Source organism: Ruegeria sp. BI7, from assembly GCF_056537925.1.
The window spans coordinates 60,943-82,765 of sequence record NZ_JBQFSK010000014.1 but is presented as its reverse complement, the minus strand read 5'-3'; the positions used below and the strand labels follow the sequence as shown (position 1 = coordinate 82,765).

21 protein-coding genes and 1 pseudogene are annotated in these 21,823 nt (G+C 51.1%); 11 read left to right on the top strand and 11 right to left on the bottom strand.

What is annotated here, in order from left to right; genetic code table 11:
• Positions 1–16: 16 nt before the first annotated feature.
• The 4 genes from ACR0JB_RS20940 to ACR0JB_RS20925 all read right to left on the bottom strand — a co-directional run bounded on the left by ACR0JB_RS20940 (position 17) and on the right by ACR0JB_RS20925 (position 4,515).
• Positions 17–262, bottom strand: coding sequence for a tannase/feruloyl esterase family alpha/beta hydrolase (locus ACR0JB_RS20940; protein WP_480790261.1), 246 nt, complete (start codon positions 260–262; stop codon positions 17–19).
• Between the two features lie 173 nt (positions 263–435).
• Positions 436–2,217: an adenylate/guanylate cyclase domain-containing protein gene (locus ACR0JB_RS20935; protein ID WP_217354386.1), complete on the bottom strand. Its 1,782-nt coding sequence runs from the start codon at positions 2,215–2,217 to the stop codon at positions 436–438.
• The gene (locus tag ACR0JB_RS20930) at positions 2,210–3,355 is read right to left on the bottom strand and encodes an ABC transporter substrate-binding protein (RefSeq protein ID WP_217354387.1); all 1,146 of its coding nucleotides are present in this window, start codon (positions 3,353–3,355) and stop codon (positions 2,210–2,212) included. Before ACR0JB_RS20930 ends, ACR0JB_RS20935 begins: the two co-directional genes overlap by 8 nt.
• Positions 3,356–4,134: 779 nt before the next feature.
• Positions 4,135–4,515, bottom strand: coding sequence for a hypothetical protein (locus ACR0JB_RS20925; RefSeq protein WP_174821477.1), 381 nt, complete (start codon positions 4,513–4,515; stop codon positions 4,135–4,137).
• 72 nt (positions 4,516–4,587) lie between these two features.
• On the opposite strand from ACR0JB_RS20925, the gene ACR0JB_RS20920 reads away from it, so the two are divergent.
• Genes ACR0JB_RS20920 through ACR0JB_RS20910 form a run of 3 tightly spaced genes read left to right on the top strand, consistent with a single transcriptional unit; the run spans position 4,588 to position 7,954 of the window.
• Positions 4,588–6,159 (top strand): recombinase family protein, encoded by a 1,572-nt coding sequence (locus ACR0JB_RS20920; protein ID WP_437436474.1) that lies wholly within the window; start codon positions 4,588–4,590, stop codon positions 6,157–6,159.
• The gene (locus ACR0JB_RS20915) at positions 6,159–7,058 is read left to right on the top strand and encodes a plasmid partitioning protein RepB C-terminal domain-containing protein (protein WP_170397591.1); all 900 of its coding nucleotides are present in this window, start codon (positions 6,159–6,161) and stop codon (positions 7,056–7,058) included. Before ACR0JB_RS20920 ends, ACR0JB_RS20915 begins: the two co-directional genes overlap by 1 nt.
• Positions 7,055–7,954 carry a plasmid partitioning protein RepB C-terminal domain-containing protein gene (locus ACR0JB_RS20910; RefSeq protein ID WP_480790260.1) on the top strand — a complete coding sequence of 300 codons (900 nt, stop codon included), beginning with the start codon at positions 7,055–7,057 and terminating at the stop codon, positions 7,952–7,954. Before ACR0JB_RS20915 ends, ACR0JB_RS20910 begins: the two co-directional genes overlap by 4 nt.
• Positions 7,955–8,487: 533 nt before the next feature.
• Here the strand turns inward: ACR0JB_RS20910 and ACR0JB_RS20905 are convergent.
• From ACR0JB_RS20905 to ACR0JB_RS20890, 4 genes are all read right to left on the bottom strand, one after another.
• On the bottom strand, positions 8,488–9,648 hold the full coding sequence (locus ACR0JB_RS20905; protein WP_480790259.1) for a hypothetical protein: 1,161 nt from the start codon (positions 9,646–9,648) through the stop codon (positions 8,488–8,490).
• 811 nt (positions 9,649–10,459) lie between these two features.
• Positions 10,460–11,014, bottom strand: a complete 555-nt coding sequence (locus ACR0JB_RS20900) for a TadE/TadG family type IV pilus assembly protein (protein ID WP_170397597.1) — start codon at positions 11,012–11,014, stop codon at positions 10,460–10,462.
• Between the two features lie 4 nt (positions 11,015–11,018).
• Positions 11,019–11,495 carry a TadE/TadG family type IV pilus assembly protein gene (locus ACR0JB_RS20895; RefSeq protein ID WP_319003461.1) on the bottom strand — a complete coding sequence of 159 codons (477 nt, stop codon included), beginning with the start codon at positions 11,493–11,495 and terminating at the stop codon, positions 11,019–11,021.
• A 53-nt stretch (positions 11,496–11,548) separates the two neighbouring features.
• Positions 11,549–13,207 (bottom strand): TadE/TadG family type IV pilus assembly protein, encoded by a 1,659-nt coding sequence (locus tag ACR0JB_RS20890; protein WP_170507026.1) that lies wholly within the window; start codon positions 13,205–13,207, stop codon positions 11,549–11,551.
• Between the two features lie 989 nt (positions 13,208–14,196).
• Between ACR0JB_RS20890 and ACR0JB_RS20885 the strand changes: the two genes are divergently transcribed.
• On the top strand, positions 14,197–14,454 hold the full coding sequence (locus tag ACR0JB_RS20885; protein WP_170507023.1) for a hypothetical protein: 258 nt from the start codon (positions 14,197–14,199) through the stop codon (positions 14,452–14,454).
• Between the two features lie 100 nt (positions 14,455–14,554).
• Here the strand turns inward: ACR0JB_RS20885 and ACR0JB_RS20880 are convergent, their stop codons facing one another.
• From ACR0JB_RS20880 to ACR0JB_RS20870, 3 genes and pseudogenes are all read right to left on the bottom strand, one after another.
• Positions 14,555–15,094, bottom strand: a complete 540-nt coding sequence (locus tag ACR0JB_RS20880; protein WP_480790258.1) for a DNA polymerase beta superfamily protein — start codon at positions 15,092–15,094, stop codon at positions 14,555–14,557.
• A gap of 276 nt (positions 15,095–15,370) precedes the next feature.
• Positions 15,371–15,496: pseudogene (locus ACR0JB_RS20875) on the bottom strand (GcrA family cell cycle regulator); the annotation flags it as partial.
• 734 nt (positions 15,497–16,230) lie between these two features.
• Positions 16,231–16,974, bottom strand: a complete 744-nt coding sequence (locus ACR0JB_RS20870; RefSeq protein WP_480790257.1) for a hypothetical protein — start codon at positions 16,972–16,974, stop codon at positions 16,231–16,233.
• A gap of 135 nt (positions 16,975–17,109) precedes the next feature.
• Between ACR0JB_RS20870 and ACR0JB_RS20865 the strand changes: the two genes are divergently transcribed.
• The 7 genes from ACR0JB_RS20865 to ACR0JB_RS20835 all read left to right on the top strand — a co-directional run bounded on the left by ACR0JB_RS20865 (position 17,110) and on the right by ACR0JB_RS20835 (position 21,598).
• Positions 17,110–17,454 carry a helix-turn-helix transcriptional regulator gene (locus tag ACR0JB_RS20865; RefSeq protein ID WP_480790262.1) on the top strand — a complete coding sequence of 115 codons (345 nt, stop codon included), beginning with the start codon at positions 17,110–17,112 and terminating at the stop codon, positions 17,452–17,454.
• A gap of 3 nt (positions 17,455–17,457) precedes the next feature.
• Positions 17,458–17,736, top strand: a complete 279-nt coding sequence (locus ACR0JB_RS20860; protein WP_480790256.1) for a hypothetical protein — start codon at positions 17,458–17,460, stop codon at positions 17,734–17,736.
• 4 nt (positions 17,737–17,740) lie between these two features.
• Positions 17,741–17,989 carry a hypothetical protein gene (locus ACR0JB_RS20855; protein WP_480790255.1) on the top strand — a complete coding sequence of 83 codons (249 nt, stop codon included), beginning with the start codon at positions 17,741–17,743 and terminating at the stop codon, positions 17,987–17,989.
• Positions 17,990–18,365: 376 nt separating this feature from the next.
• Positions 18,366–18,998: a hypothetical protein gene (locus ACR0JB_RS20850; RefSeq protein WP_480790254.1), complete on the top strand. Its 633-nt coding sequence runs from the start codon at positions 18,366–18,368 to the stop codon at positions 18,996–18,998.
• A 373-nt stretch (positions 18,999–19,371) separates the two neighbouring features.
• Positions 19,372–19,617 (top strand): hypothetical protein, encoded by a 246-nt coding sequence (locus ACR0JB_RS20845; protein ID WP_480790253.1) that lies wholly within the window; start codon positions 19,372–19,374, stop codon positions 19,615–19,617.
• Between the two features lie 74 nt (positions 19,618–19,691).
• Positions 19,692–20,411, top strand: coding sequence for a hypothetical protein (locus tag ACR0JB_RS20840; RefSeq protein ID WP_480790252.1), 720 nt, complete (start codon positions 19,692–19,694; stop codon positions 20,409–20,411).
• A 128-nt stretch (positions 20,412–20,539) separates the two neighbouring features.
• On the top strand, positions 20,540–21,598 hold the full coding sequence (locus ACR0JB_RS20835) for a hypothetical protein (RefSeq protein ID WP_480790251.1): 1,059 nt from the start codon (positions 20,540–20,542) through the stop codon (positions 21,596–21,598).
• The last annotated feature ends 225 nt before the right edge of the window (positions 21,599–21,823 follow it).

Here is a 21,823-nt window from a genome sequence, read left to right as displayed (position 1 = left end):
GTTCAGCTCAATTATCTCACTCCGGTATCTCGCAACTGAAACTGTCTGGGGAACTCGGATCGCCAGAGCCGTCATACGTCACAACGGTCGGGTGCGCGCAGATAATCTGCCCGCCTTGACCGGTTGGCTCGCGGGTGACTGGATGGACATAAGCTGCATCCAAAAGCTCTGGTGCTACGCCAGTGTCCAGCCACTCTTCCAGCGCAGCGATATAGTTGGTACCGTCCGGCCCAAGCCCGTTCTGGCAATGAGTTACACCCAAACCTGCCGTTGTTCAACTTCCGGTGAAGGTCCAGTTTTAGGCGTGTAAACCCGCCACCAACAAATCATTTGGACAGATTGAATTGGTTCCAATTGCTTCCGCTAGAGCTACAAGCGGCAAGTATCGAATTGCAGCGTCTGGCAATCCAGTTCCTAGTCCGATGGGATGCTAAACTAACTGTGAGAAACGCTGAATACGACGAGTTGTTTCTCGTAGCCTTTAAATCTGCGGCTACCGAGTGAGACCAACGAAAACTTTTCACGCGCAGCCTCCGCCAAAACTGGATCGAGGAGGATTTGATCATTTTCAGCAGATGAACACAGTCTCGAAGCCAAATTCACGACGTTGCCGATGGCAGTGTATTCGACGCGTCCCTCATACCCAATTCGACCGACCGTTGCCTGGCCGGTCGCAAGTCCAACTCCGAACCCGAGTTCATAACCGCAGGAACGCCACTGGGAGACGAGCCTTTGAACTTCCGTCTGCATGTCGATTGCCATGTCCACCGCACGTATTGCTGGCTCTGCACATCGTACCGGCGCATTTAAAAGTATCATCAGCCCGTCTCCCGAAAAATTCGTCAACGTGGCCTCATAGCGTGTGATTATGGAGCCGAGTGTCTCATGGTAATCAGATAACACCCGCATTATCTCGTCAGGTTCTGATCCGGCTGAGAAAGCGGTAAAGCCGCGAAGGTCGCAAAAGACGACGACAACTTCCGCTCGCTGTCCTGCAAGCACGCTTTCATCTCCTGACTTTTCAACTAACTCGGCGACTTGCGGCGCGAGGAAGCGCTTCAGCCTAGCGATCCGTTCTGATCGTTCTTGAGATACAGCGAGTTCACTGGCCATAAGATTGAACCGGTTCGCGAGCAGTTCCAGTTCATCGCCCGTGGCGATTTCAATGCGATAGCCAAAATCGCCGGCGCCGATGTGGTCAGCGCCTTTTTCTAGTTTGCCAATGGGACCGGCCATGCGCCGAGCGAGCCAATAGGCAATCAAAGCGGAGAACGCGGCGGCTGCAAGCAGCAGCCCTGCTGTACGCAACAAGGCAGAATAGATCGGTGCAAATGCTTCAGACAGTGGTTGCTCGACGAAGACCACCCATCCTGCTCCCGAGACGGCCGACATAGTAATTAAGACAGTTCCATCGAACGTGTCTTTTGCGACGACGGCATTTCCTTCCGCCTCATCAATTTTCCGTTGCAAATCGCGCATGGCGAGCAAGGTCACATCATCAGTGCCGCGCAGAACACGACTGATGTCAGGGTGTGCGACAAGCTTATAGGTTTCATCCAAAATAAAGGCTTGGCCGCTATTTCCAACTTGAATGGCCGATATTACATCCCAGATGAGTTTTAGATTGATCTCGGCGATCACGACGCCGGCAGACTTGCGATTGCCGGCCAGACCGATTGTCATGTGCGGCTCTGACTCTTGGTGATAGATGACCGGACCGTACCATAACTGTGCGGACCGCGCTCCAGATACCGCTGGATCACTGGACCGATCAATCCCACTCGCGATTCTGTTCAGTTCGATCCGGGAGACGAAGAGTTGTTCAATACCGTTACCATCTATGAGCGTGATGCTCACGACAGCTGGAACCTGGCGCAGAACTCCCAAAGCATCGAATCTGTGTTGATCGAGAGTTTCTGCTGACCAGTTTAGCCGAACGGTCCAACTGAGTTGGTTTTCGATAGTTTCGAGAAATGCATCAATCCGGGCGGCCGCTGAATTCGCCTCCGTCCGCAAAAGTGAGTTAAGCAAGACGCGTTGGTCGCGATAGCCGAACCATGCGTCGCTCACTCCAGTTGTTAGAAGCGGAACACTGACAGCAACAAACAAAACAAAGAAGTATTTCCGGAACAGAGACCGACGTGGTTTGCCGCGCTTACCTTCCACGGCTACGCTGCACCAATCGAAGCAAATGCCCTGCAGTTGAGCTTCATTCAATCACCTCGTCCGCCAGAAGTAACAACCCTTGCGGCACGTCTACACCAAGGGTCTCTGCCGTCTTCAGGTTGATCGACAGGCTGAAAGTAGTTGGTTGCTCAATTGGCAAGTCGCCCGGATTTGCACCGCGCAAGATTTGGTCCACGTAGAAGGCGAGCCGATGGATCATCGTGTAATAATCCGAAGAATAGGCCATCAAAAAGCCAACTGGCGTGAACCAACCACCCCACCCCATCGATGGCAGACCATGATCCAGAGAGAGTTCGGCAATCTTTGTAGCTTGATTAGCAAGCATCAAGTCGGGCAGCACGAAGACTGCCTGGGCGCCGTCGGCCTTCATCTGCGAGAACGCCTCCACTATATCGTCAGGTTCACGAACTTGGTATATCGTCGCAGTGATACCTAGCCGTGAAGCGGCGCGTTTCGCATCCTCTTCAAAAGGCATGTAAGCCACGTTCGGATTGGCGAGGACGCCGACATTTGTCAGTTCTGGAAGCAACTCTACCAGTAGTTCCAGCCGCTTGGCGGTGAGTTCTGTGGCATAGTAGGTGACGCCCGTGACGTTACCTCCCGGATTCGCAAGACTCTGTGCCAGACCTCCGTCTACCGGATCGCCACTGATGATCATCACCATCGGGATAGTGGACGTTTCGGTGCGCACGGCGCGGGCCACCGGCTCCGAGTCCCCGACAATGACATCCAATGGAAGTTGCGCGAGATCGGCCGCTGCCGATGTTAGTCCTTCGTAACTTTTGCCTGCACTCCGGCACTCAATCAAGACAGATTCGCCTGGCTCGTATCCGAGCTCGCCCAGCCCTCGCAAGAAGGGACCGGAGCTATTCGACAGCCACGCCTCTTCACACGCCGACCAGGTTAGCAAACCGATCCGAGGAATCGTTTCTGTGTCAGACTGACCGACTGCGCCGCAGGGCAAAGCCACAATCAGTGCGCTTATCCAATGAAGAAATTTTTGACTGATTGGCCTCATAGATTCGAATCCCACGTGCGTCTTTTTCCGCCAGTTGCCGACGTTCAAAAAACATTGTGCTCTTGCGTGGCCGGTCAACCCAGCAATCGAAACAAATTTGTAGTTTAAGCTAACCGAGACCACCGTCTTTTGAAAGTGACGTGGTTTCAAGTATCCTCGAAGCAACGCGATAGTTGACCGTCTGGTAAGTCCGCAGACTGTGAGTTTGACAGTGCTGAGATTTTGCAGTCGCAGCGAATGGCTGGTTCGACGGGCCGCACCGCAGCATCCTGATCAGCACGTGAACGGCGGGAATGGGCCGAATGTCACTTTTCGCTACTAAGGGAACCTAATGATCGTCAATGGTGGCTATCATCCTTCACGCCGCACTCCTTTCGTGGGTCAGCGGGATTTGGACAAGCCAAACGCCCCTGGCCGTCAGGGTGAGGGCGCGGCCCTCCCCCTCGGGCAACCCTATTAGACAGGGCCGTGTCCTCGGCTGCGCCTGCGGGCCGCACCACCCCTGTCGAATAGCGTTGCCTCGCCCCCTCCCGCGTTCGCCACGTGGCAGATTAGCAGGAACAGGCAGCTTCGCTGTCTGACCTACAAATCAGCTCTGATTTTCCGAAAGGGAAGTCAGATCAAACCAAACTGTCTGCGGGAGTATGAAATGGGGGCGGCGTGTTAGTTGATGACGCAAAGGTCAAATTCAACTGATGTCCAACGTTGGGGGCGCCTTCTGATGTCGAACGTTCACTGCATTTCTGGTCCAACTGTGACGGTTGGGTCAGGTTCGTGTGACGTTCAACAGGAATGTCGGGCGACACATAGTTTTGCCATTCAACGACAGCTAAGCCATTGATTTCGAGTCATTCGGTTTTTCATGGGCGCACGGGTTTTGCCATTTGCAACTCAAAGGCTTTCCTTCACGTTGGAACAACCAAAAGAGTCTATTCTGGTTTTTGATCGCCCTCATCGGTGCAAATCGTATCTAAATCACTCAAAATTCCGGCCAGTTCTTCTCTGACAAGCTTTAGCCGTGCTATCGATATCGCTTCACTCCGTCCCGCCAATTCGAGTACAACCGCGAAAACTGTGTCTGAATGCTTCATCAATGCGATCAAGTTTTCGCCTGTTGGTCCGTATGAGCCAGATATCCAGTTCTTAGCCGTTCGTTCACTTGCTCCAGTCCACCGCATCGTTGATTTTGTAGCTCGCCCTGCCCCACCCAGTTCTTGAGAAAGAGCGTCGCTGATCGCCTCCCTGTATTCTGACGCCGAAACGCGCTCGTCGCACTTTCGATGAAACGTGTTGCCCTTTTTATGAAACATGTTTCCGGACCTCTCCCATTAGGATTGAGAAAGGAATCGCAGAGTTCCCGTACAGGTTTGCAAATTTGAGTGGTGGGAGCCGCAGCATTGAGTTGGCCGAAGAACAAGACAGACAGGGAAAACCGCCGGAACGCTGCACAGTACGTTCGCATGTCGACAGAGCATCAGCGCTACTCGACCGAAAACCAGGCCGACGCCATCCAGCGCTATGCCGATGAACGCGGCTACAAAATTATCCGAACCTATTCTGATGCAGGCAAAAGCGGATTGAGAATTCAAGGCCGTGCAGGCCTATCGCAATTGATCGACGACATCGAAACTGGCCAGACCGAATTCGGAACTGTTCTCGTTTACGATGTCAGCCGTTGGGGGCGCTTCCAGGACGCGGATGAAAGCGCCTACTACGAGTATATCTGCAAACGGGCGGGCATTTCGGTCGAGTATTGCGCGGAACAGTTCGAGAATGATGGCAGCCCAATGTCCACCGTCGTTAAAGGTTTAAAGCGGGCAATGGCAGGCGAATACAGTCGCGAGCTTTCGCAAAAGGTCTTTGCGGGGCAGCAGCGGCTGATCGAGTTGGGCTATCGACAAGGCGGCGCAGCTGGGTTCGGGTTGCGGCGGATGCTGATTGATGAAGCAGGACGTACCAAGGGCATTCTTTCGCGAGGTGAACACAAGAGTATTCAGACCGACCGAGTAACACTTGTTCCGGGTCCTGCCGATGAAATCGCTATAGTGAACCAGATCTTCTTGAGGTTTGTGAACGACGGTTGGTCTGAAGCTGAGATTGCGTCAGGCCTGAACCAGCGCGGAATTCGAACCGATCTTGATCGGGACTGGTCACCGGCGGTTGTGCGTCAAATTCTGACCAACGAAAAATACATCGGGAACAATCTCTGGAACCGCAATTCCTTCAAACTCAAGAAACGCCATGTTCGGAACGATCCGGAAAATTGGGTTCGCGCTGTTGGTGCCTTTGAAGCAATCGTTGACGCCAACCTGTTCGACGCTGCCGGAGCAATCATTGCAGCCCGCTCGCATGTGCTGTCCGACGATGAAATGCTGGATCGGCTAAAGGAGGTTTTGGAGGAAAACGGCTACCTCTCGGGCTTTGTCATCAATGAAGCGCCAAAGCTTCCATCAAGCGGTGCCTACCAGAATAGATTTGGTAGCCTGTTGCGTGCTTACAGCCTCGTTGGCTTCAAGCCTGACAGAGATTACCGTTACATTGAGATCAACAGACGATTGCGCAGCCTGCATTCCGACATCGTCCGGGACATCATCGCCGGGGTCGAAGCCGTTGGCGGAGACGTCGTTCAAAGCCACAATGCAGATATTCTCATCATCAACGACGAGTTCACCGTTTCCATTGTCATCGCACGCTGCATGCAAACAGGCGCAGGCGCGTATCGCTGGAACATTCGACTGAACACCGGTCAGCTCCCCGACATGTCCATCGTCGTAAGGATGGGGCAGGCAAACAGAACGCCGCTCGACTACTACTTGCTGCCTACCTTTGACATGACCAAATCAAAGCTGCGCTTGGCGGAGAACAACGGTTTGTCCCTTGATGCATTCCGCTTCGACAACCTGGCGCATTTCTTCGACATGGCCGCACGTACGCCAATACTGGAGGCAGCGTGATGGACCATGCGCCGGTCGGACACACTGTTCTTGTTCCTGTCGATGCAATTACCGTCGTCAACCCAAGGCTCAGGAACAAAAAGGTGTTCGACGAGATTACCGCGAACATCGCGGAGCTTGGGTTGAAAAGACCCATAACGGTTGCTGCGCGTGAGACTGAGGACGGAAGTGAGCCAGCATACGAATTGGTCTGCGGCCAGGGCCGTCTTGAGGCCTTCAAGGTTCTTGGCCAATCTGAAATACCGGCGATCGTCATAGATGCCAGCAGCGAAGATTGCCTTGTTATGAGCCTGGTGGAAAACCTGGCGCGCAGGCACCACCATTCGCTGGACTTGCTCAGAGACATTGGGCGCCTCAAAGAAAGAGGTTACTCTGAAACTGAAATCGCCGCCAAGACTCAGCTGTCCAAGAAGTATGTCCACGGCGTCATTAAACTTCTGGAAAGTCACGAACACCGCCTTCTGCGTGCAGTGGAAAGCGGTAAGATTCCGGTCAGTGTTGCCGTTGACATTGCGGACGCGGATGACGTCGGCGTGCAACGTGTTCTGAGGCAAGCTTATGAGAAAAAGCTTCTGCGCGGCGGCAGACTCCTGGCGGCCAAGCGTCTGGTTGAGGCGCGCCAGAAGCATGGCAAGGGCCGCGCGCCCACTGGCGAACGACCGCGTAAAAGCCTGTCGGTCGAAAGTCTGCTCAAAACTTATGAAAACGATGTCGAGAAAAAGAAGGTGTTGCTGAGAAAAGCAAGTGCAACGCGCAGCGAACTGCTCTTTCTGACAGAAGCGCTCAAGACGCTGATGGCTGACGAAAACTTCGTCACTTTGCTTCGCGCCGAAGGCTTGATCAGCCTGCCAAAGCAGATTGCAGATCGCCTGGCAAAATCCGAGGAGATATCCGCATGACGGTGACCAAGGAAGAACAGAAGATTGCAGCAGCTTTTGAACAGGAGCTGGTAACACTCTCATTCGAGAACATCGCACCGCTCTATGTTGTCACGCCGCAAAAGAAGGCCAGCATCAAGTTCAAACAGATCATCACATCTATTCAGGACGTCGGTCTTGTTGAACCTATTGTTGTGGCCCGCGACCCATACAACGCTGGTCAATATACTTTGCTTGATGGGCATCTGCGCCTTGAGGTTTTGAAAGACCAGGGTCAGACACATGCGCGATGTCTTGTGTCCACGGACGACGAAGCCTTCACCTACAACAAAAGCATCTCTCGTCTCGCGACCATTCAAGAGCACAAGATGATCCTGAGAGCCCTCTCACTTGGCGTACCAGAGGCCCGTTTGGCGAGCGCGCTTAATGTCAACATCAAGACCCTGAAGCAGAAACGCCAGCTTCTGGATGGTATCTGCGAAGAGGCGGCGGAACTACTGAAAGACAAACAAGTGGCTTTGACCGGGTTTCAGATTCTGAAAAAGATGAAGCCAATCCGCCAGATTGAAGCGGCGCAACTCATGGTCGCCATGAACAAGTTCACGATCAACTATGCCCGTTCGCTTCTGGCCGCGACGCCCGAAAACCAGTTGGTGTCGGCGGCAACGCCAAAAAAGATCAAAGGTATTTCGCGCGAACAGCTGGAGCTGATGGAGCGCGAGTCTGCCAACCTGGAACGCGAGGTTCGCCTTGTCGAAGACAGCTACGGCGCGGATCATCTCGATCTGGTCCTGACACGCGGGTACATCGCGAAACTGATGCGCAGCGAGCAGATCACACGCTACCTGTCGCTGCATCATGACGCGTTCTTACCCGCGTTTGAAAAGATCACAGAAAACGAGGCATTCACTTCCTGAACCCTCACGGCTGATTTGCATTGTATCTGGGGACCCGGATCCATCAAGCGCGGGGACCGCAGGAGACGCCGCACGGTGGGGCGGATCAAGCGCGGCGATGGGGAGGACGGCGAACCCGTTGGAGCCCATCATGCCGGGCCAGACGCCCGGCAGGTTTCTCGAAAGTCTGCGCGTATATTCTGGTTCAGAGGCACGCGCAGACAACTTTTTTGGCTGAAATGCCTCACCATAACGAACCGCGAACATCATTGAAGCGGCATAATGTGAAGCGATCTCTGGTTGAGTGTTTAGCGCCGCTGCGGAGCCAACGCATCATTACTTAAATCTGCCTGGTTGCAGACATCGATCCCAATTGCAGAGAAAGTCAGCGAAGAGCCCAAAGCGGACATGGTTTTTTCGCGGAAGTTGTGTTTTAGATCGTCACCAAAGCGGCGATAGTGCTACCCATTTCGTAAATCTGGTGCAATCCAACAGCATGCCGTAATGTCGAAAAAAGCGCCTAAATCCTTGCTCTTGGGCCTCTAACTTTACGTTTATCCGTTACTTGCAAATTCGTCTTCCGCCTCTCCACCCGGGGTTTGATCTACTTCCTCCGGTTCTCCATCAACATCATCGTCCTCCTGGCCGTCGGCATAAACGCTTCCGTCATCCGAAATGCCAAGTGTGGATTTTACCGATTCTTCATCGGGATTGGAGGCACGGACCGCGCCGAGGACGCGGTCTTGCTGTTCCTCCGCGACGATTTTGTCCTCAGAAAAGTCGCCTTTGTAATGTCCCAACAAACTGGCCTCCGCGTCATGCACCGCCTCCGCAGCCGCCAACTGATCGCCCGTCGGTTGCCCTATCGTATTTCCGTCCTCATCTGTTGTTACGTCGTGCGCATCTTTCACCGCTTGTGCGGTTTCCAAATCTTCAGGCGCAATCGTACCGGGAGTGGACGCCTCATCGGCAAGAACCTGTTCAGCTTCCTCCAGCGTCATTGGAGCCGTGTCCAAATAATCATACGCCGCAGCAATTTCCTTCACTTCTTCAGGGCTCAAGTCGTAATCTTCACCCATGACATGATTGAAATTTGTATCGGCTACGGCAAGGCCAGCGGCCAGGCTCACCGGCCCTGTACCTTTCGCATACTGTCCGTTCGCGATATGCGCAAGTTTTGCATTTACACTGGAGTTAATAGCGCCATTCAGTTTGCCAAGGTTGCGAGGGGCAACCGTATCATCATCAAGAATTTTTGTTTTTCTGCTTGATGGCTTCAGGGATTTGTTCACACTCGCTATATTTGTTCGCGTTGATGTGGTCCGCGTCATATTTCCTTTGAATAGACCTTTGACTCCGTTTTGCTTCAGGTTGCGGCTTAATGCCTGAAAATCTTCCTTCACAGCTCGCCCCAAACGTCTGCCATTCTTTGCCTTAAGACCCTTGCTGGCAGATTTGGTGCTTGTCCTGTTCAATGATTTTTCGGAACCCCAACCCTTTTTGGCGCCGCCATCAGCGCTTTTACCACCGCTTTTGCCGCCCTTCCCGCCACCATTGCCATCTCCATTACCCCCTTTTCCACCTCCCTTACCTCCACCTTTGCCGTTACCATTATTTGCGTATGCGTGATCGGCGGCGAAAACGGTTACGATTGGCGCGACTACAAATGCAGACAGTACGAGTGCAGAGACGCTCACTTTAAGGAAGTTTAACACGACAGAAATCCTTTTCGTTTAAAGAAATAGGAACTAGTGACGACATAGAGACGCCCCCAAAGAAAGTGTTGCTCAAATCTGCCCAAAATACGGCAACCATCCGGCGTTAAGTAGTGGATATTTTTAATTTATTATTAACGACTTAACCTTTGTCTCCAAAGGAATCACTTAAGAAAAAAATCGTTAACAATTGCAGTGTTATAAGTTTTTTTGTTTCCAGCGACAGCCTCTAAATCCCTCAAAAGCTGAAATAATTGGCACGTTAACTCTCGGTTAATGTGGGGTCTGAGATGAATAATTAGTTTTTTACGAGTTGACTATGGTAAAGCAAAGAAAAAGGGAGCTATTCCCACCATTAAACAATGCCGAGATCGAATCAATTGATCTGAATAGGAATAGCTCCCTAAAGCATGTGAAAAGAAAGGCTTTATTGGTTGTCCCAATATTGTTGTATTTTCTTCTATTGGTCTACTCTCTAAGTAGAGCGACCGTAGCAAGCTATGTATCGATCCTGTTAAATTGACTTTATTTACTGCGCGCTCGCAGCGCGAAAATCGACGCGTCGCATCCTTCTTAGGTTCTTGTCAAAAGGACTTGAATGGCGATCGCTTGTTCAAGGGGCTAACCTAAGAGCCCCCCTGCGCGCCTCAAGAACAAAACTGTAGGATTAGCGAAAGACAGAAACAAAGCATGTGGCTAGCAGGCTAACACTCAGTCCAGCAGATCGGGCTTGTCCTCCATGACAAACGATTTCACCTTTCAAGCCCTTTTCCTTTGACAGTGCGACGCCTTGCATCAACGACAAACTGCCTTAAACGTTCCCTTTGATATTGTTTGCAAAGCGCGGCCGGGTGAAAATGAAGTTTTCAAGTTCGATGTTGCCCAAGCCTACACTAAAAAAGGGGACAAACGTGTTGGACGTCTCGACAAGGATGAGTGTGTTCTGATCCGATATCGGGGGCAGGGCATCTTTGTATTGACCAATATTGGCGTCCGTCAGCTTTTCGGTGAAGCCACCGCGAATTGCAGACCAGTTTACCGAGTGGCTGTTGGAGGCCTCATCATAAAGAACTAACGAAATTCGGATTTTCAGATCGGTTTGATTGGCCACCATCAAGCTGAACATTTCTTCCATCGAGTCGATGTAAGTATTGTTGATTTCTCGGGTTTCGCGAGAAATCAGGTCACCAATCGTATGCGCTGCTTTGATGTTTGAGGCACTCTGCCTGTAGGCTTCGAAAAATGTGTACCCCGCCATGAGCGTCCAAAAGAGCATTGGAGTTATGATGACTGCCTCTAGGGCAATCGAGCCGTCTTCCCGTGCTCGGAATTGATTCGGGCGTCGCATTAGAAGTCGCTTGATCATGATACTAACTAGGCTCCTGCACGAAGACGGTTGTAGCGGTCAAGGCGTACTGGCCTTCTTCGTTGACCAATGCCTTGCTCATTGCGGATGTTGGAAAAATGGGGTTGATCTTGGCGCAGGCCCGAAGAACCATCAACTCGTTCTCGAGGCCGTTTTGAAAAGTTCGTACAGGGCGAGCCACTTCTGAGAGGTCAGTACAGTCGGGGACAGTTGGTACTGTGATAGCGGCAAACGGATCCTGCCGGATCATTTCCAGGCGCACGTTGGTTTCGCAATTGCTGATAAAACCGGCACGACTACAGATGAGAGCCTTGATTTCGTCGTGTTGTGGACTGACGCCGGTGTTCAGCCGGATGTCGCGCACTGTTAGATCGACGGCGCGCTCTAGTTGTGCGTGTTTCAAGGTTACAAAGCCAAGCTCTACCCCCGAAAGCACCAAAAACAAGATAGCCGGGAAGACGAGAGCAAACTCGACGGTCACGTTTCCATATTCATGGCGACGGAACCTAGCAAGAGCGGAAATCGACCTACGCATCATTGTGTCAACCTCAACATACGGACAGAGGATGCGATCGAGGTAAAGGCATCTGTGAGGTCAGGAGCCGACGCATCGTAATAATGACTGGCGGAGCTTGCGCAATTTTCCAGTACCTTTTTGCCGTTCGCCGGGGCGTTGACGCTGACACTAAAGACAATCACGCCTTCATCCTTGGCGGCCTTGCACACGTGTTTGGTGCGCTGATCCTTGGCGGTTGACTCTTTCTTGCTGAACGCACTGGCCTCCCATTGACCATAGGCACTTGGCGACTGGGTGAAAATGTTGTTCTCGATGTATTCCAACGACACGTTTTTCAGCAGCTGAACGTAGGACAATTGCACCGCTTTTCCCGGTTCGTCTTCATTCACGCATTCTGTTTTGCTGCCCTTTGTCGTACAACGCGAATTTCCATCGCCGTATGCGTGATCTTGCCAGCTATTGTCGTGCGGCCACCAGTACATGGGGGTGCCATTCGACTGATAGACCGAGAAGCGATCGGCGTCCTCATTGTACCATATATCCGACATCGTGGTGCGCATCGACGGGTTGAGCATGTGCTGGTCAGTATTGTCTCCGTCGGAAACCAGGATCAGAACCTTTAGGACGTTGCTGTTGTAAGGCAGAGGACGGTTGTCGAATGTTTCCGGAACGATACCGTCACCACCTTTGGCTACGGGGGTGGCAAGGCTCTCGATGACCGGCTGTGTACCGGGATCCAGCAGGATAAGACCCCAATTCGCGCCATTGTCCAGGCCCGAGTCCTCGTCAACAACCGGATTGGCGATCTTGGTGAGGCCGTCGACGTAGTCATGAAGCACGGTTTCATTGTTTTGGAATGGTAGGATCGCCGATCCAGCGCGGATTGGGCAGACAGGATGTTCAATCGGCTCTTTTGTCTCGGTGTAAGGGTCGAAATGAGCCGTTTGTTCCAGCACTCTGGTCAGAGAAAGATCAGGCTTGCTGAATTCGTTGTCGATAAAGTTGACACAGTGCGAGTGACCATGGAAACGGTCGAGGTTGTAGTATTTCAGCAAATCCGCGCCAGCGTTAACCTGGCTGGAATATGGGATCAGTGAGAAAGAAATCTCGTTGCTCCAACTCCCGTTTTTCGTTCCAATCTGTGAAATGATGCTTTTCGTAGCATTTTGCAGTGCTGGAAGGTCAATCGAGGTCGAAACGTCCATGGCAATTGAGATTTCGGCCAAACCGACGCTTTCCTCGGCAGTACTTGCCGCCGGGGCACTCAGTGTATCGACGCCGGAAAGGTGCATGAATTGGGTCGGAAACTCGGACAAGGCCGTCGCCGACACCTCACGATAACCAACGTCGTTGACCACATTGATGCTGGTCACATGTTCCAGAAGACCCGCCGTTTCTAGGTATGAACGAACGACAGATTCTGGTTCTCCCTTTTGATCAAGGTCCGCCGCGGCCAAAACAGACCTGTCCAGCGTGTACTGCAAGTCTGCACGTTTGTTCTCAAAGCGCATGTAATCAATGCCCATGCCCACCGTGGCGATGATGCACAAAAACATAAAGAGGGCGAAAATGGTAAGAGCACCACTCTCGTCACTGGCAAAATGTCGAACACCTTTCCGCGTGCGAACTGAAGGGGAAACGCAATTGCTTATTGATCTCTCGAAATCCATGGGCATGAGTTATCCTCTCTTGGCCGAGGGAACCGGCCACAAGATTGTTCTTAGTGAATACACCTCGACAAACGCAGGAAGTGCGATTGCGGAAACTCTTAACCGTAACAAATTTCAGCAACTTTCTGACCCGTAGAAATAAAGGTCAGCGGCGAGCTGCAACCGTCACCAATAAGCGTGTGGCTCAAAAACGGTCAAAATGTGGCGGCTCTTCGGTCATTGGGTGTGGTTATTTTTAATCGAAAATAATAGTGAGTTAATTTTGGGTTAAAGAATATAATTAGTGGTTTTAAAACAATTTATTGGAAGATGTTTTATCTGCTCTCGACAGGCAAGGGAGAGAGCTGCGCCCGTTGTTAATCATGGTTAAAATCATGATAAGTTAATCGAAAAATGGCTTTATAAAATAGAAATAGGAAGAAACATTGGATTGGCTCGTCCAATATTGCAGCACTTTCTTCTATTGACCATTATTCCTTATTAAGAAGTTTGTCGCCAGCTATGTATCGATTCTGCCTTAGAAGACGCCTTTTCGCTCAGATGTACAATGGGGCCCCTCGCTTTTAGGCGCGACAACGAAAGATCACTCTGTTCGTCAGCTCTGTATGCCGAGCAATCATTCAATTGATTTTGGAGCTCTGCGCCGCAGCAAACGGCACCTATGTCCGCACTGCGGTCGACTTCGAACCGCGTCTCGAATGGCAGTTTTCTGCAACCAATGCACGAATTGCAGCGTCATAACAAACCGCGAACATCGTTGAACGGGTGTTATGTGAAGCGATCTCTGGTTGAGTGGTCCGTCCGTCCACAGCCTACCGGCCCAATCACCTAACACCACATTGAGCGGCTTTTTCCCGCCCCATTGATCTTGTTCGCCCAGTCCGATATTCAGACCGGCTGCGTTTTCGGCCGTCTATCCGAGCCCAGCCCAAAACCAACGAGCCAACCGATGGAGGGTGCCATGTAGTTCAGAAACTGCATGAAAGGCCAATGACATGGCCCATTACAAACGCAAACGTCCCCGTACCGTGCTTGGGAACGGGTACTCACGCCTAGGTCTGAGCCGTCGTCTCGGAAAAGACCCGGATGATGTCCGGTGGCTTGGCAATTGGCCACGCTATCACGACATCACCTATCACACGCGTCCAACGAGACGCAAATCCAAGGCTCTTGCGTCCGGCATCCTGAAAGGCGCTGATCCTGACGACCTAGTCTGGCCCGATGGGCGCAAGCCCCACCACTATTATTGGTGAGTATGTGCGGCGGAAGCATTCCATAACTCCGCCGCGCACTTTGGCTCAGGTGGCCGTTGAGACGACCGAAGCAGTTTGGCCCGTTGCGGCCATCGTTAGATCACGAACCGAGTCCCGCGTCTTTTCTCACGATGTACCGCAGCAAGTTATTGCCCTCGGTCATGAGGTCGTGGCGATCTTCGTTCTTTTTCACTACGGATGCCCACGCCATTTGATCGTGTATGAATTCATCAATGACCGCTATGCGCTGTCCACGACCCATTTCCTTGGTTTTGCTTTTTAAAGTCAAAAGCCTGTCAATGTGCCCTACTAGGTTGGGAGACAGGTCCTGATCTTTCATGAGATCATGCAGGTTCATCGGCGGTGGCGTATCGGGTACCTGCCTGATCCACGAGATCGCCAAGGCGGTGGTTTGGTCGAAAACGGCGTGGTCAAGGCTTACAAACTCGCACTCAGGGAACTGGCATCGCTCCAGACACCGGGCGGTCATCGTCGGCAAACTTTTCAATACCGGTAGAAAACCTAAAAAAATTTCGTCAGACCGCAGCGAAACTTTTTCCTGCGAATTCAGGGGTACAATGATCAGAAACACTGCAGGAAGCAGAAGAGTAATGCTTTTTTGAGTAAAGCGCGCCGTCATGGGTGACAAAGGTAGAGTTATAGACGGCGCTGACTTTTTTTCTGTTTCATCAAGTTTGGCGCGCTATGTCGCAACCTGCATCCACTTAGGAAGCAACTACTCATTCTGACTGTCAGATCGCTTTTCAGTGGATTTAATCGAGTCAAACACGCTGCTACCATCTATTCCGGTTTCTGTAACAAATCTTGGTTCACTGCTACCGGCTGTTTTGGTTTTTCCGCTGCTGGAAAGCTTTACAGAAATCGACGCTTCCCCACTGATGGAACGCCCAATCGGCGCGGCATCTGCGGATCTCATCCTATTTGAAAGCCCAAGCCGGTGGACCTTGCCGATGACGGCGTTCCTAGTCAATCCGGTCAACGCTTTGGCAATATGGGTGGCCGAGTATCCTGCACCCCACATTGTTTTTAGAGCATTAACGCGGAGATCAGTCCAACCAGAGCCATCTACTAGACGGCCAAACTTAATATCGTAAGCAAATTTTGGTGGTGCAAGTATTCCAGTTGATAGCGCTGCAACAACGTCTGGAATTTCCAAGGCTGCAAGCATCAACGAAACGTCTTCGGTTGCGAAGGAAGCGCTCAGGACAAAGAATGGAAAATCTGTTTGTGCGAAATCAAAGTCGCTAAGCGTTTCGCGAAGCTGCATTGCCGTCCCAAAAAAAGGTCCCCCGTTGGGTAGGATCGCACCCAATTGGTGATTCTCGGGATCAAATTCCCAAGCAAACATAGGGTTCGGGATTAGATCATCAGATGGCAAAGCAGGTAGGCGAAGAAAAGCTGTCCGCTTTGACGAAATTGGGCCCGCCTTGATAGTCGACTCAGTACCCTCATAAAACAACTTTTGGATTGTATCTTCCTGCCAAGTTTCGGCGTTTTGACTATTCGAAGAACTTGAGTTTTTTGACTGAGCAAAACTGGATACTGCAGTATTATGCTCCATGGCGCTGGATGGGTTTTCGCTTAACCCAACTGAGTTTGGAAGGCGCAGACGAATGTAGAAGGAAGCGTCACCACTTGAACGGTATACCGGTACAGCCAAACCAGGAGTATTGCGAACTGGACACAGCAGTCCTTCAACAGTTAGGGCCAATCTGCCTTTTGGTATGATGAGTTCCAATGGGCCCACTCCGCTCATCATCCTATCCTCCTGGCTAGTTGCGGGATGCTGGCAAAGTTCAAAAGTGGATTCCAAACGTCAATGGAGTAAGCCTGTACGTTGCAATTCGGGTCTTCAAGGAACGGCGCAATCAGAAGCGATTCAAGATAAGACGCAGGTAATATGACTCCCTTCAGCGCACCATTGCCGAATGACACGCGTGGACCACACTGAATTTCGATGGCATTGCGTCTTTCATCAACTTTGTGCTGACCTGCAGTCGAAATCATGTCGGTAAACTCAATACTCTCGTGATCAAACGGATCAAAGGATGGCTCAGATAGTTTTCCATCCAAGTAGTTCTCATTTGTATCGTGAAACTTGAGTATCACGTCCCTGATACGCCCGGTGTCGGGCTCTAGCTCGAAATCAACCAGCGGGATTTTCGAGTTGATAAACTCCGACATAAGTCCGTGGTGGTTTGCCCCACTGTCGAATGGGTATATGCGCTTGATATCGATCAACTTCTCAACATCGAATACGAAACAGACTGGGTATAAGCTGAGTTGCCTAGAGGATATGTCAGGCAGTTGATATTTATACGCCGGTTTCCCATAGAAGAAATAAGAGATACGCTCCTTAAAAACCTCGCAGACATCTTCGGTGTCGATGGCCTGAGATTGAAGGTACTTTCGCGCGTCCACACCGTCACAAGTATGAAAAGCCGGTAGAAACGTAAACTGGTCGTTTCTTCGAGGGACTTGTTCAGAAAATTTAGACATTAGCAATCCACCAGTTTCAGGTAATGACTCTCCTCGCCACAAAAAAGTTCGTCTACAACTAAGTCAAGACGTCTCTTTTGAACCAAGCACAAGTTTCGACTGAGCGCTCGCATCGTGCAACATATTCTAGTTGCTATGCTTTTTCTCTGTTTACGTCGGCAACTGAAAAAGGTCCAGCAACGTCGTGAAGACAGTTGCACCCGGGTTCAATTTCTTCCTATTTCGCGCGCATTCACTCCTTATACGCGCTGGTATGTTGCCCTCAATAGCAAGCAACAGCGAGAGCGACACATGACAAACGAAACACTCATTTCCGACAAGCAAGGTGCCGCGAGGTATGGAATTCATCGCGCTACGTGGTGGAGGTGGGCCAAGCATGACCCAGAGTTCCCAAGATCTGTCAAACTTTCGGCCAGGTGCACCCGCTGGAAACTGTCAGAGATCGAGGCTTGGGAAAACACCAAGCCTGTTGGTGGCTGAGACATGAAACTTATCCCGCGCATCAATGAAATCACAGCACGCGCATTGACTGATCCGGAACCGAGTTTCGCATCCCTCGTAAAGGGTGGCGCAAACCAGCGGCCATTCAGGTCTGTCAAAAACGCACAGGCCAAGGACGAAACACGATCCGTATCTCTGTCCGAACGCTGGGGCCTTCCTACGAGCGAAACCGCATTGACGCCTGAAGTAACCCTCGCCCAGCGCCGCAATCAACTAGCATCCGCACTTGGCGGGCGCATCACTTCCTTCAACGATGAGTAAGACCATGAACGAGAATGCAACCCTCCGCTACGGCAAAACCTACACCCTAATGCCAATTAGCCCTGAAATGGCAAACCCCATTCTGTTCAAGAACGGCGAACCAGTTCCCGTGACGCAAGAAATACGGAAGTATTTGGAACAGCACGCGACCTTTGATCAGGAAGCGCGTTATTCTGACGGTCGGATAGAGAGGACCAAGGTTTGTTCTTTTGTATTCAACCCGACGAGTGAACAACTCGACGATCAGAAATAAAAACGACCTCACCCAGTTGTCCGGGAAGAGGCCGTCCTATTGTAGCTGACTGAATTTACCATCTTCCCGGCTAATGGGTAAAGCCCAAAGGCCCCACAAATGAAAACAGAGATTGCACCCGGGTTCACCGGAAGAGTTGTTGCGCCCTCACGTTATGATTTTGCCGAAAGCAGTGAACACTATGCTTACGAGATAGAGCGACTAGGTAAGTTTCGGATCATTGAATGCTCCGAAAGAGTTCAGTGGATCATTCAAAGACGCATAAAGCCCCAAAACGAGCGTGCTGGAACACGATGGAAGGCAATAGGGTACTTTATGACCCGCGAGGCGCTTGCACGTCTGTGGCACGCTAAAACAGGCGCTGCGTTGGTCGCGTTTGACCACTCCATTTCATGTTCCAAATACGCAAACCAGCGATCTGGAAATTCTGCGCTTCGATCTATCGCCCCCGCAACATACCTCGGTCAGGATCATCACCATGGGGCGTGATAAACAAAATGAGAATCGGACCCGTCAATTTGCAATGTGGGAACCCTATGAAGTCAGGCTACCTGCATGGAAGGCGCTAAGCGCTACGGCCCAAGCGGCATACATGCACTTCAAAATCCGATGCCGAATTGATCGCAAGAAATCCAAGTTCAACAACAACGGGTTTGTCGGTCTTTCCGGAAGGAAACTGGCAGAAGAAATGGGCATAAATCCAAGAACCGCGATGTCTGCAATGGCCGATCTGCAAGCGAAAGGTTGGATCATATGCGAAAAGCGCGGACACCTCGGGATTGGCGGTAAGGCGCTCGCGCCTGAATGGCGTTTAACTATGTTGCCTACTCAGAAAGGCACCAAATCCGTGTCGGCAACATATGAGCCAAAATACTGGGAAAAGGGAAAAGACTATCAAATAATTGAATACCCAAAATGCAAAAAACCCGGTCATTCATCAGGTGACGAAAGTCGATTTCGGAAAGGCCCGAAAGCGAACGACAATGTTGTTAGATTTCGAAGTGGATAAAAGAACCCGACGCAATCTCTGCGGCAGCATTGATGCAAGCTCTGCATCAAGAACCAAAATCAGGAGGCCAGACTGCTGCAAGGTCTGCATCAAAAAACACCCATTTTTACCCACTGCCTGCTGCAACGTTTGCTGCACATCTAATTACCATATCGCACGCACCGCTTGATCCGACATCTCCATAAGCGAACTAGCATCCAGATCGAGAAATGAAGTGTCCCGAGCACTAGCGACAGGACCTAAATCGGAGATTTTGCAAAGTGCGTTTCTTGGGGCCTGTCGGGGTCAATAAGGAAGACCTGTCAGAGAAAGTGCCCGAATTGCACCCGGGTTCAAAGTTCCATCAATGCGACTACTAATACCGGAGAAAACCATGCATGTTTTGATAGCTATAGCCACAGCTTTGTATTTGCTGACTGGTCATACCGCATACAGCAAGATCATCATTCCAAGCACATATCGCGAAGCTCTCGGCGGCGATGAAGACGCGATGTTGTCGCTTATCCATCGGAATGAAAAATCGTTGGTCCATTACCTGACATATGGGGGTTGGTTGTTGCTCTATCCGGCGCTCCTCGCCTTAGGCTGGATCATCGCCCGTTTGGACATCGACATTTGAACCCGGGTGCAATTCTGAGCGCGGCTCAAAGTCGAAATCCTATCTGACGCGCCTTGGCCACGGAGAGAGACGACATGGACAACACAAGCCAAGATCGAGACCTAACGTTAGGTCAAATCCCTCACAGGAAAACACCGAAGGGCGGTTTCACTGAAGGTCGCCGAATGCAGCATGTACGCAAACAGATACAGTGTTCCGTCAGGCAGTACCCCGAACGGCCACCGGAAGCGTTAGACGGCATAGACAGAGAAATCGAAGCCGCCATCCGGGAAGATCGACCAATTCGTTTGGACAATGCATTTCCGCACGTATCTGCCCACCCCAGACGGAAGACCTTTTGCACACCGTGTTCGGATTTGAACCCGGGTGCAAACTACGTGGCAACTGAGACCGCAGATCAACCGGAGACTGGTGGTCGGGACGGCACCGACTACATCAACGAGTTCAGATTGGTTGTTGTACACCGCATGTCACTGAGGGGAGCGCCCCTTGGGCAAATTGGAGCGTTGCTGGGAATATCCACCAAGCACGCCCAGCGCCTCTATGACAAGCTGACAGGTCGCCTATCTGCGGAAGCAAAACAAGCAGACCTAATGGCTTTAGTCGGTGAAACACTCGCCTTCTATCACGCTGTAAGAACCGAATGCGTGGAGATTGCGGCAACCAACCCCGACGCGTCAACGCGCATAAAAGCAATGGAGACAGCACTCGCAGCGGAAACGGATAAACACCGCTTTTTGCAAGCCTGTTGCTTCTACGACCATGCAAGACATGTCCCACAAATCATCTTTTGAAACTATCGGGCATCCAGTTTTTTACGCTATGCCCTGAAGCAATTCGTCGCGGGATTTAAGCTGGTGCGGTCGCGTTGACTTAGATAGGAAAAGGCATACTAAGAACGAAAACAATGCAGTAGGATTTGATGAAAGACCTTTTCAGAACGCTTCGTCACCGGATGACGTGGACAATTGCTCGCAAACTTCTGCAAGCTAATGCAGTCGCAACCAGCCACGGTTGGGACGCAACTCTCAAAAAGGCATCTGACAGCGGGCAAAAATTTGACATCGGAAAGTTAGAGGATGCGCTCGTCGAACACATTCTCTGCGGTGAAAAATTCACAAAGTTGTACCAGATCGATCCTGCGCAAAGGAACGCAATTCAAGCGAAAATCATAGCAACCAGCATTTCTAACGAACCTATTGCGCAATGCTACCCCTATCTTATGGACGAAGAAGACTTACACCAAGAGACTGGCGATTTGTCTGTCGTGCGGGTCGAAAGCAACGATGACGGTGTCGGCCTAGTTTTGTCATCTGTTTTTTGGATTAAAAAACGTGAAGAGATAGCATTTCAAGATTTTGAAAACCCACAAAAAATGCGAGGCCGATATGATGAAATTGTTGGCTTGGTCCGAGAACCAGTCCAGTTATTTCACGTTATTTGGATGCCTCATCATCGGGATTTTCTTGAAATTCGCGTTGATCACCCAAGAGGGATCGCAGAAGCTGACATCCACGGCATACACTCTGTCCTAAAGTCTTTTGTAAACAATTGGCACGTTGTGCCTCTTGATAAATCTGTGAACCTGTTTCCGGCAGTCAGGCCATTCTATGACGATGCCAGCGACGGCACGATCACACAAATGACTTTTCAAACAACCACGGGTGGCATCAAAGATGAGAAGATGCCTAGACGTAGAAAGGACGCCGATCAACGAACTGAGCCGTACCACGTTGCAGGAAAAGATGCGGTCGAAGCAATCGCAATCTATCGAATTACCGTTGAGTGGAGTTTTGTCGAGGATAAAATAGGTTACTCGCCTTCAGTCTCCCTCTCCGCATCCGGTCCGGGGGGAAATGGAACCAACCCAGACCCAATAATTAGCGGCGCGTTGGTAAAAAACTGCGTTAGAGCAACGGATTATGAGTTCGTAATCGATCGGCTTGGAAAAAAAGCTAAGCTGGAAGAGCAATCAGTGTAATAGTGCTGAAATGGACATAGGGGAGTTCAAAAAAAGTTTGGATGCATCTCGGATAGAACCGAGTGTCCTATCCGCTTGTCTAGCTGTTACCGACATACTGGCAAAGCTTCGGTATGGAGACGGTCGACACCTTGGACTGCCTTTCTTCTATGATCGCATTAACAGTGCCCATCGGGAAAACCTGTTGGCTGCGCTCAGTATTTTGTCGTCTCGAGAAGATGCTAT

Coding starts and splice junctions, on each gene's coding strand:
- ACR0JB_RS20865 (WP_480790262.1), top strand. CDS start 17,110: ATGCTTTTTCTCTGTTTACGTCGGCAACTGAAAAAGGTCCAGCAACGT.
- ACR0JB_RS20925 (WP_174821477.1), bottom strand. CDS start 4,515: ATGTTTCATAAAAAGGGCAACACGTTTCATCGAAAGTGCGACGAGCGC.
- ACR0JB_RS20870 (WP_480790257.1), bottom strand. CDS start 16,974: ATGTCTAAATTTTCTGAACAAGTCCCTCGAAGAAACGACCAGTTTACG.
- ACR0JB_RS20880 (WP_480790258.1), bottom strand. CDS start 15,094: ATGACGGCGCGCTTTACTCAAAAAAGCATTACTCTTCTGCTTCCTGCA.
- ACR0JB_RS20900 (WP_170397597.1), bottom strand. CDS start 11,014: ATGATCAAGCGACTTCTAATGCGACGCCCGAATCAATTCCGAGCACGG.
- ACR0JB_RS20860 (WP_480790256.1), top strand. CDS start 17,458: ATGAAACTTATCCCGCGCATCAATGAAATCACAGCACGCGCATTGACT.
- ACR0JB_RS20855 (WP_480790255.1), top strand. CDS start 17,741: ATGAACGAGAATGCAACCCTCCGCTACGGCAAAACCTACACCCTAATG.
- ACR0JB_RS20835 (WP_480790251.1), top strand. CDS start 20,540: ATGAAAGACCTTTTCAGAACGCTTCGTCACCGGATGACGTGGACAATT.
- ACR0JB_RS20890 (WP_170507026.1), bottom strand. CDS start 13,207: ATGCCCATGGATTTCGAGAGATCAATAAGCAATTGCGTTTCCCCTTCA.
- ACR0JB_RS20885 (WP_170507023.1), top strand. CDS start 14,197: ATGGCCCATTACAAACGCAAACGTCCCCGTACCGTGCTTGGGAACGGG.
- ACR0JB_RS20910 (WP_480790260.1), top strand. CDS start 7,055: ATGACGGTGACCAAGGAAGAACAGAAGATTGCAGCAGCTTTTGAACAG.
- ACR0JB_RS20845 (WP_480790253.1), top strand. CDS start 19,372: ATGCATGTTTTGATAGCTATAGCCACAGCTTTGTATTTGCTGACTGGT.
- ACR0JB_RS20840 (WP_480790252.1), top strand. CDS start 19,692: ATGGACAACACAAGCCAAGATCGAGACCTAACGTTAGGTCAAATCCCT.
- ACR0JB_RS20915 (WP_170397591.1), top strand. CDS start 6,159: ATGGACCATGCGCCGGTCGGACACACTGTTCTTGTTCCTGTCGATGCA.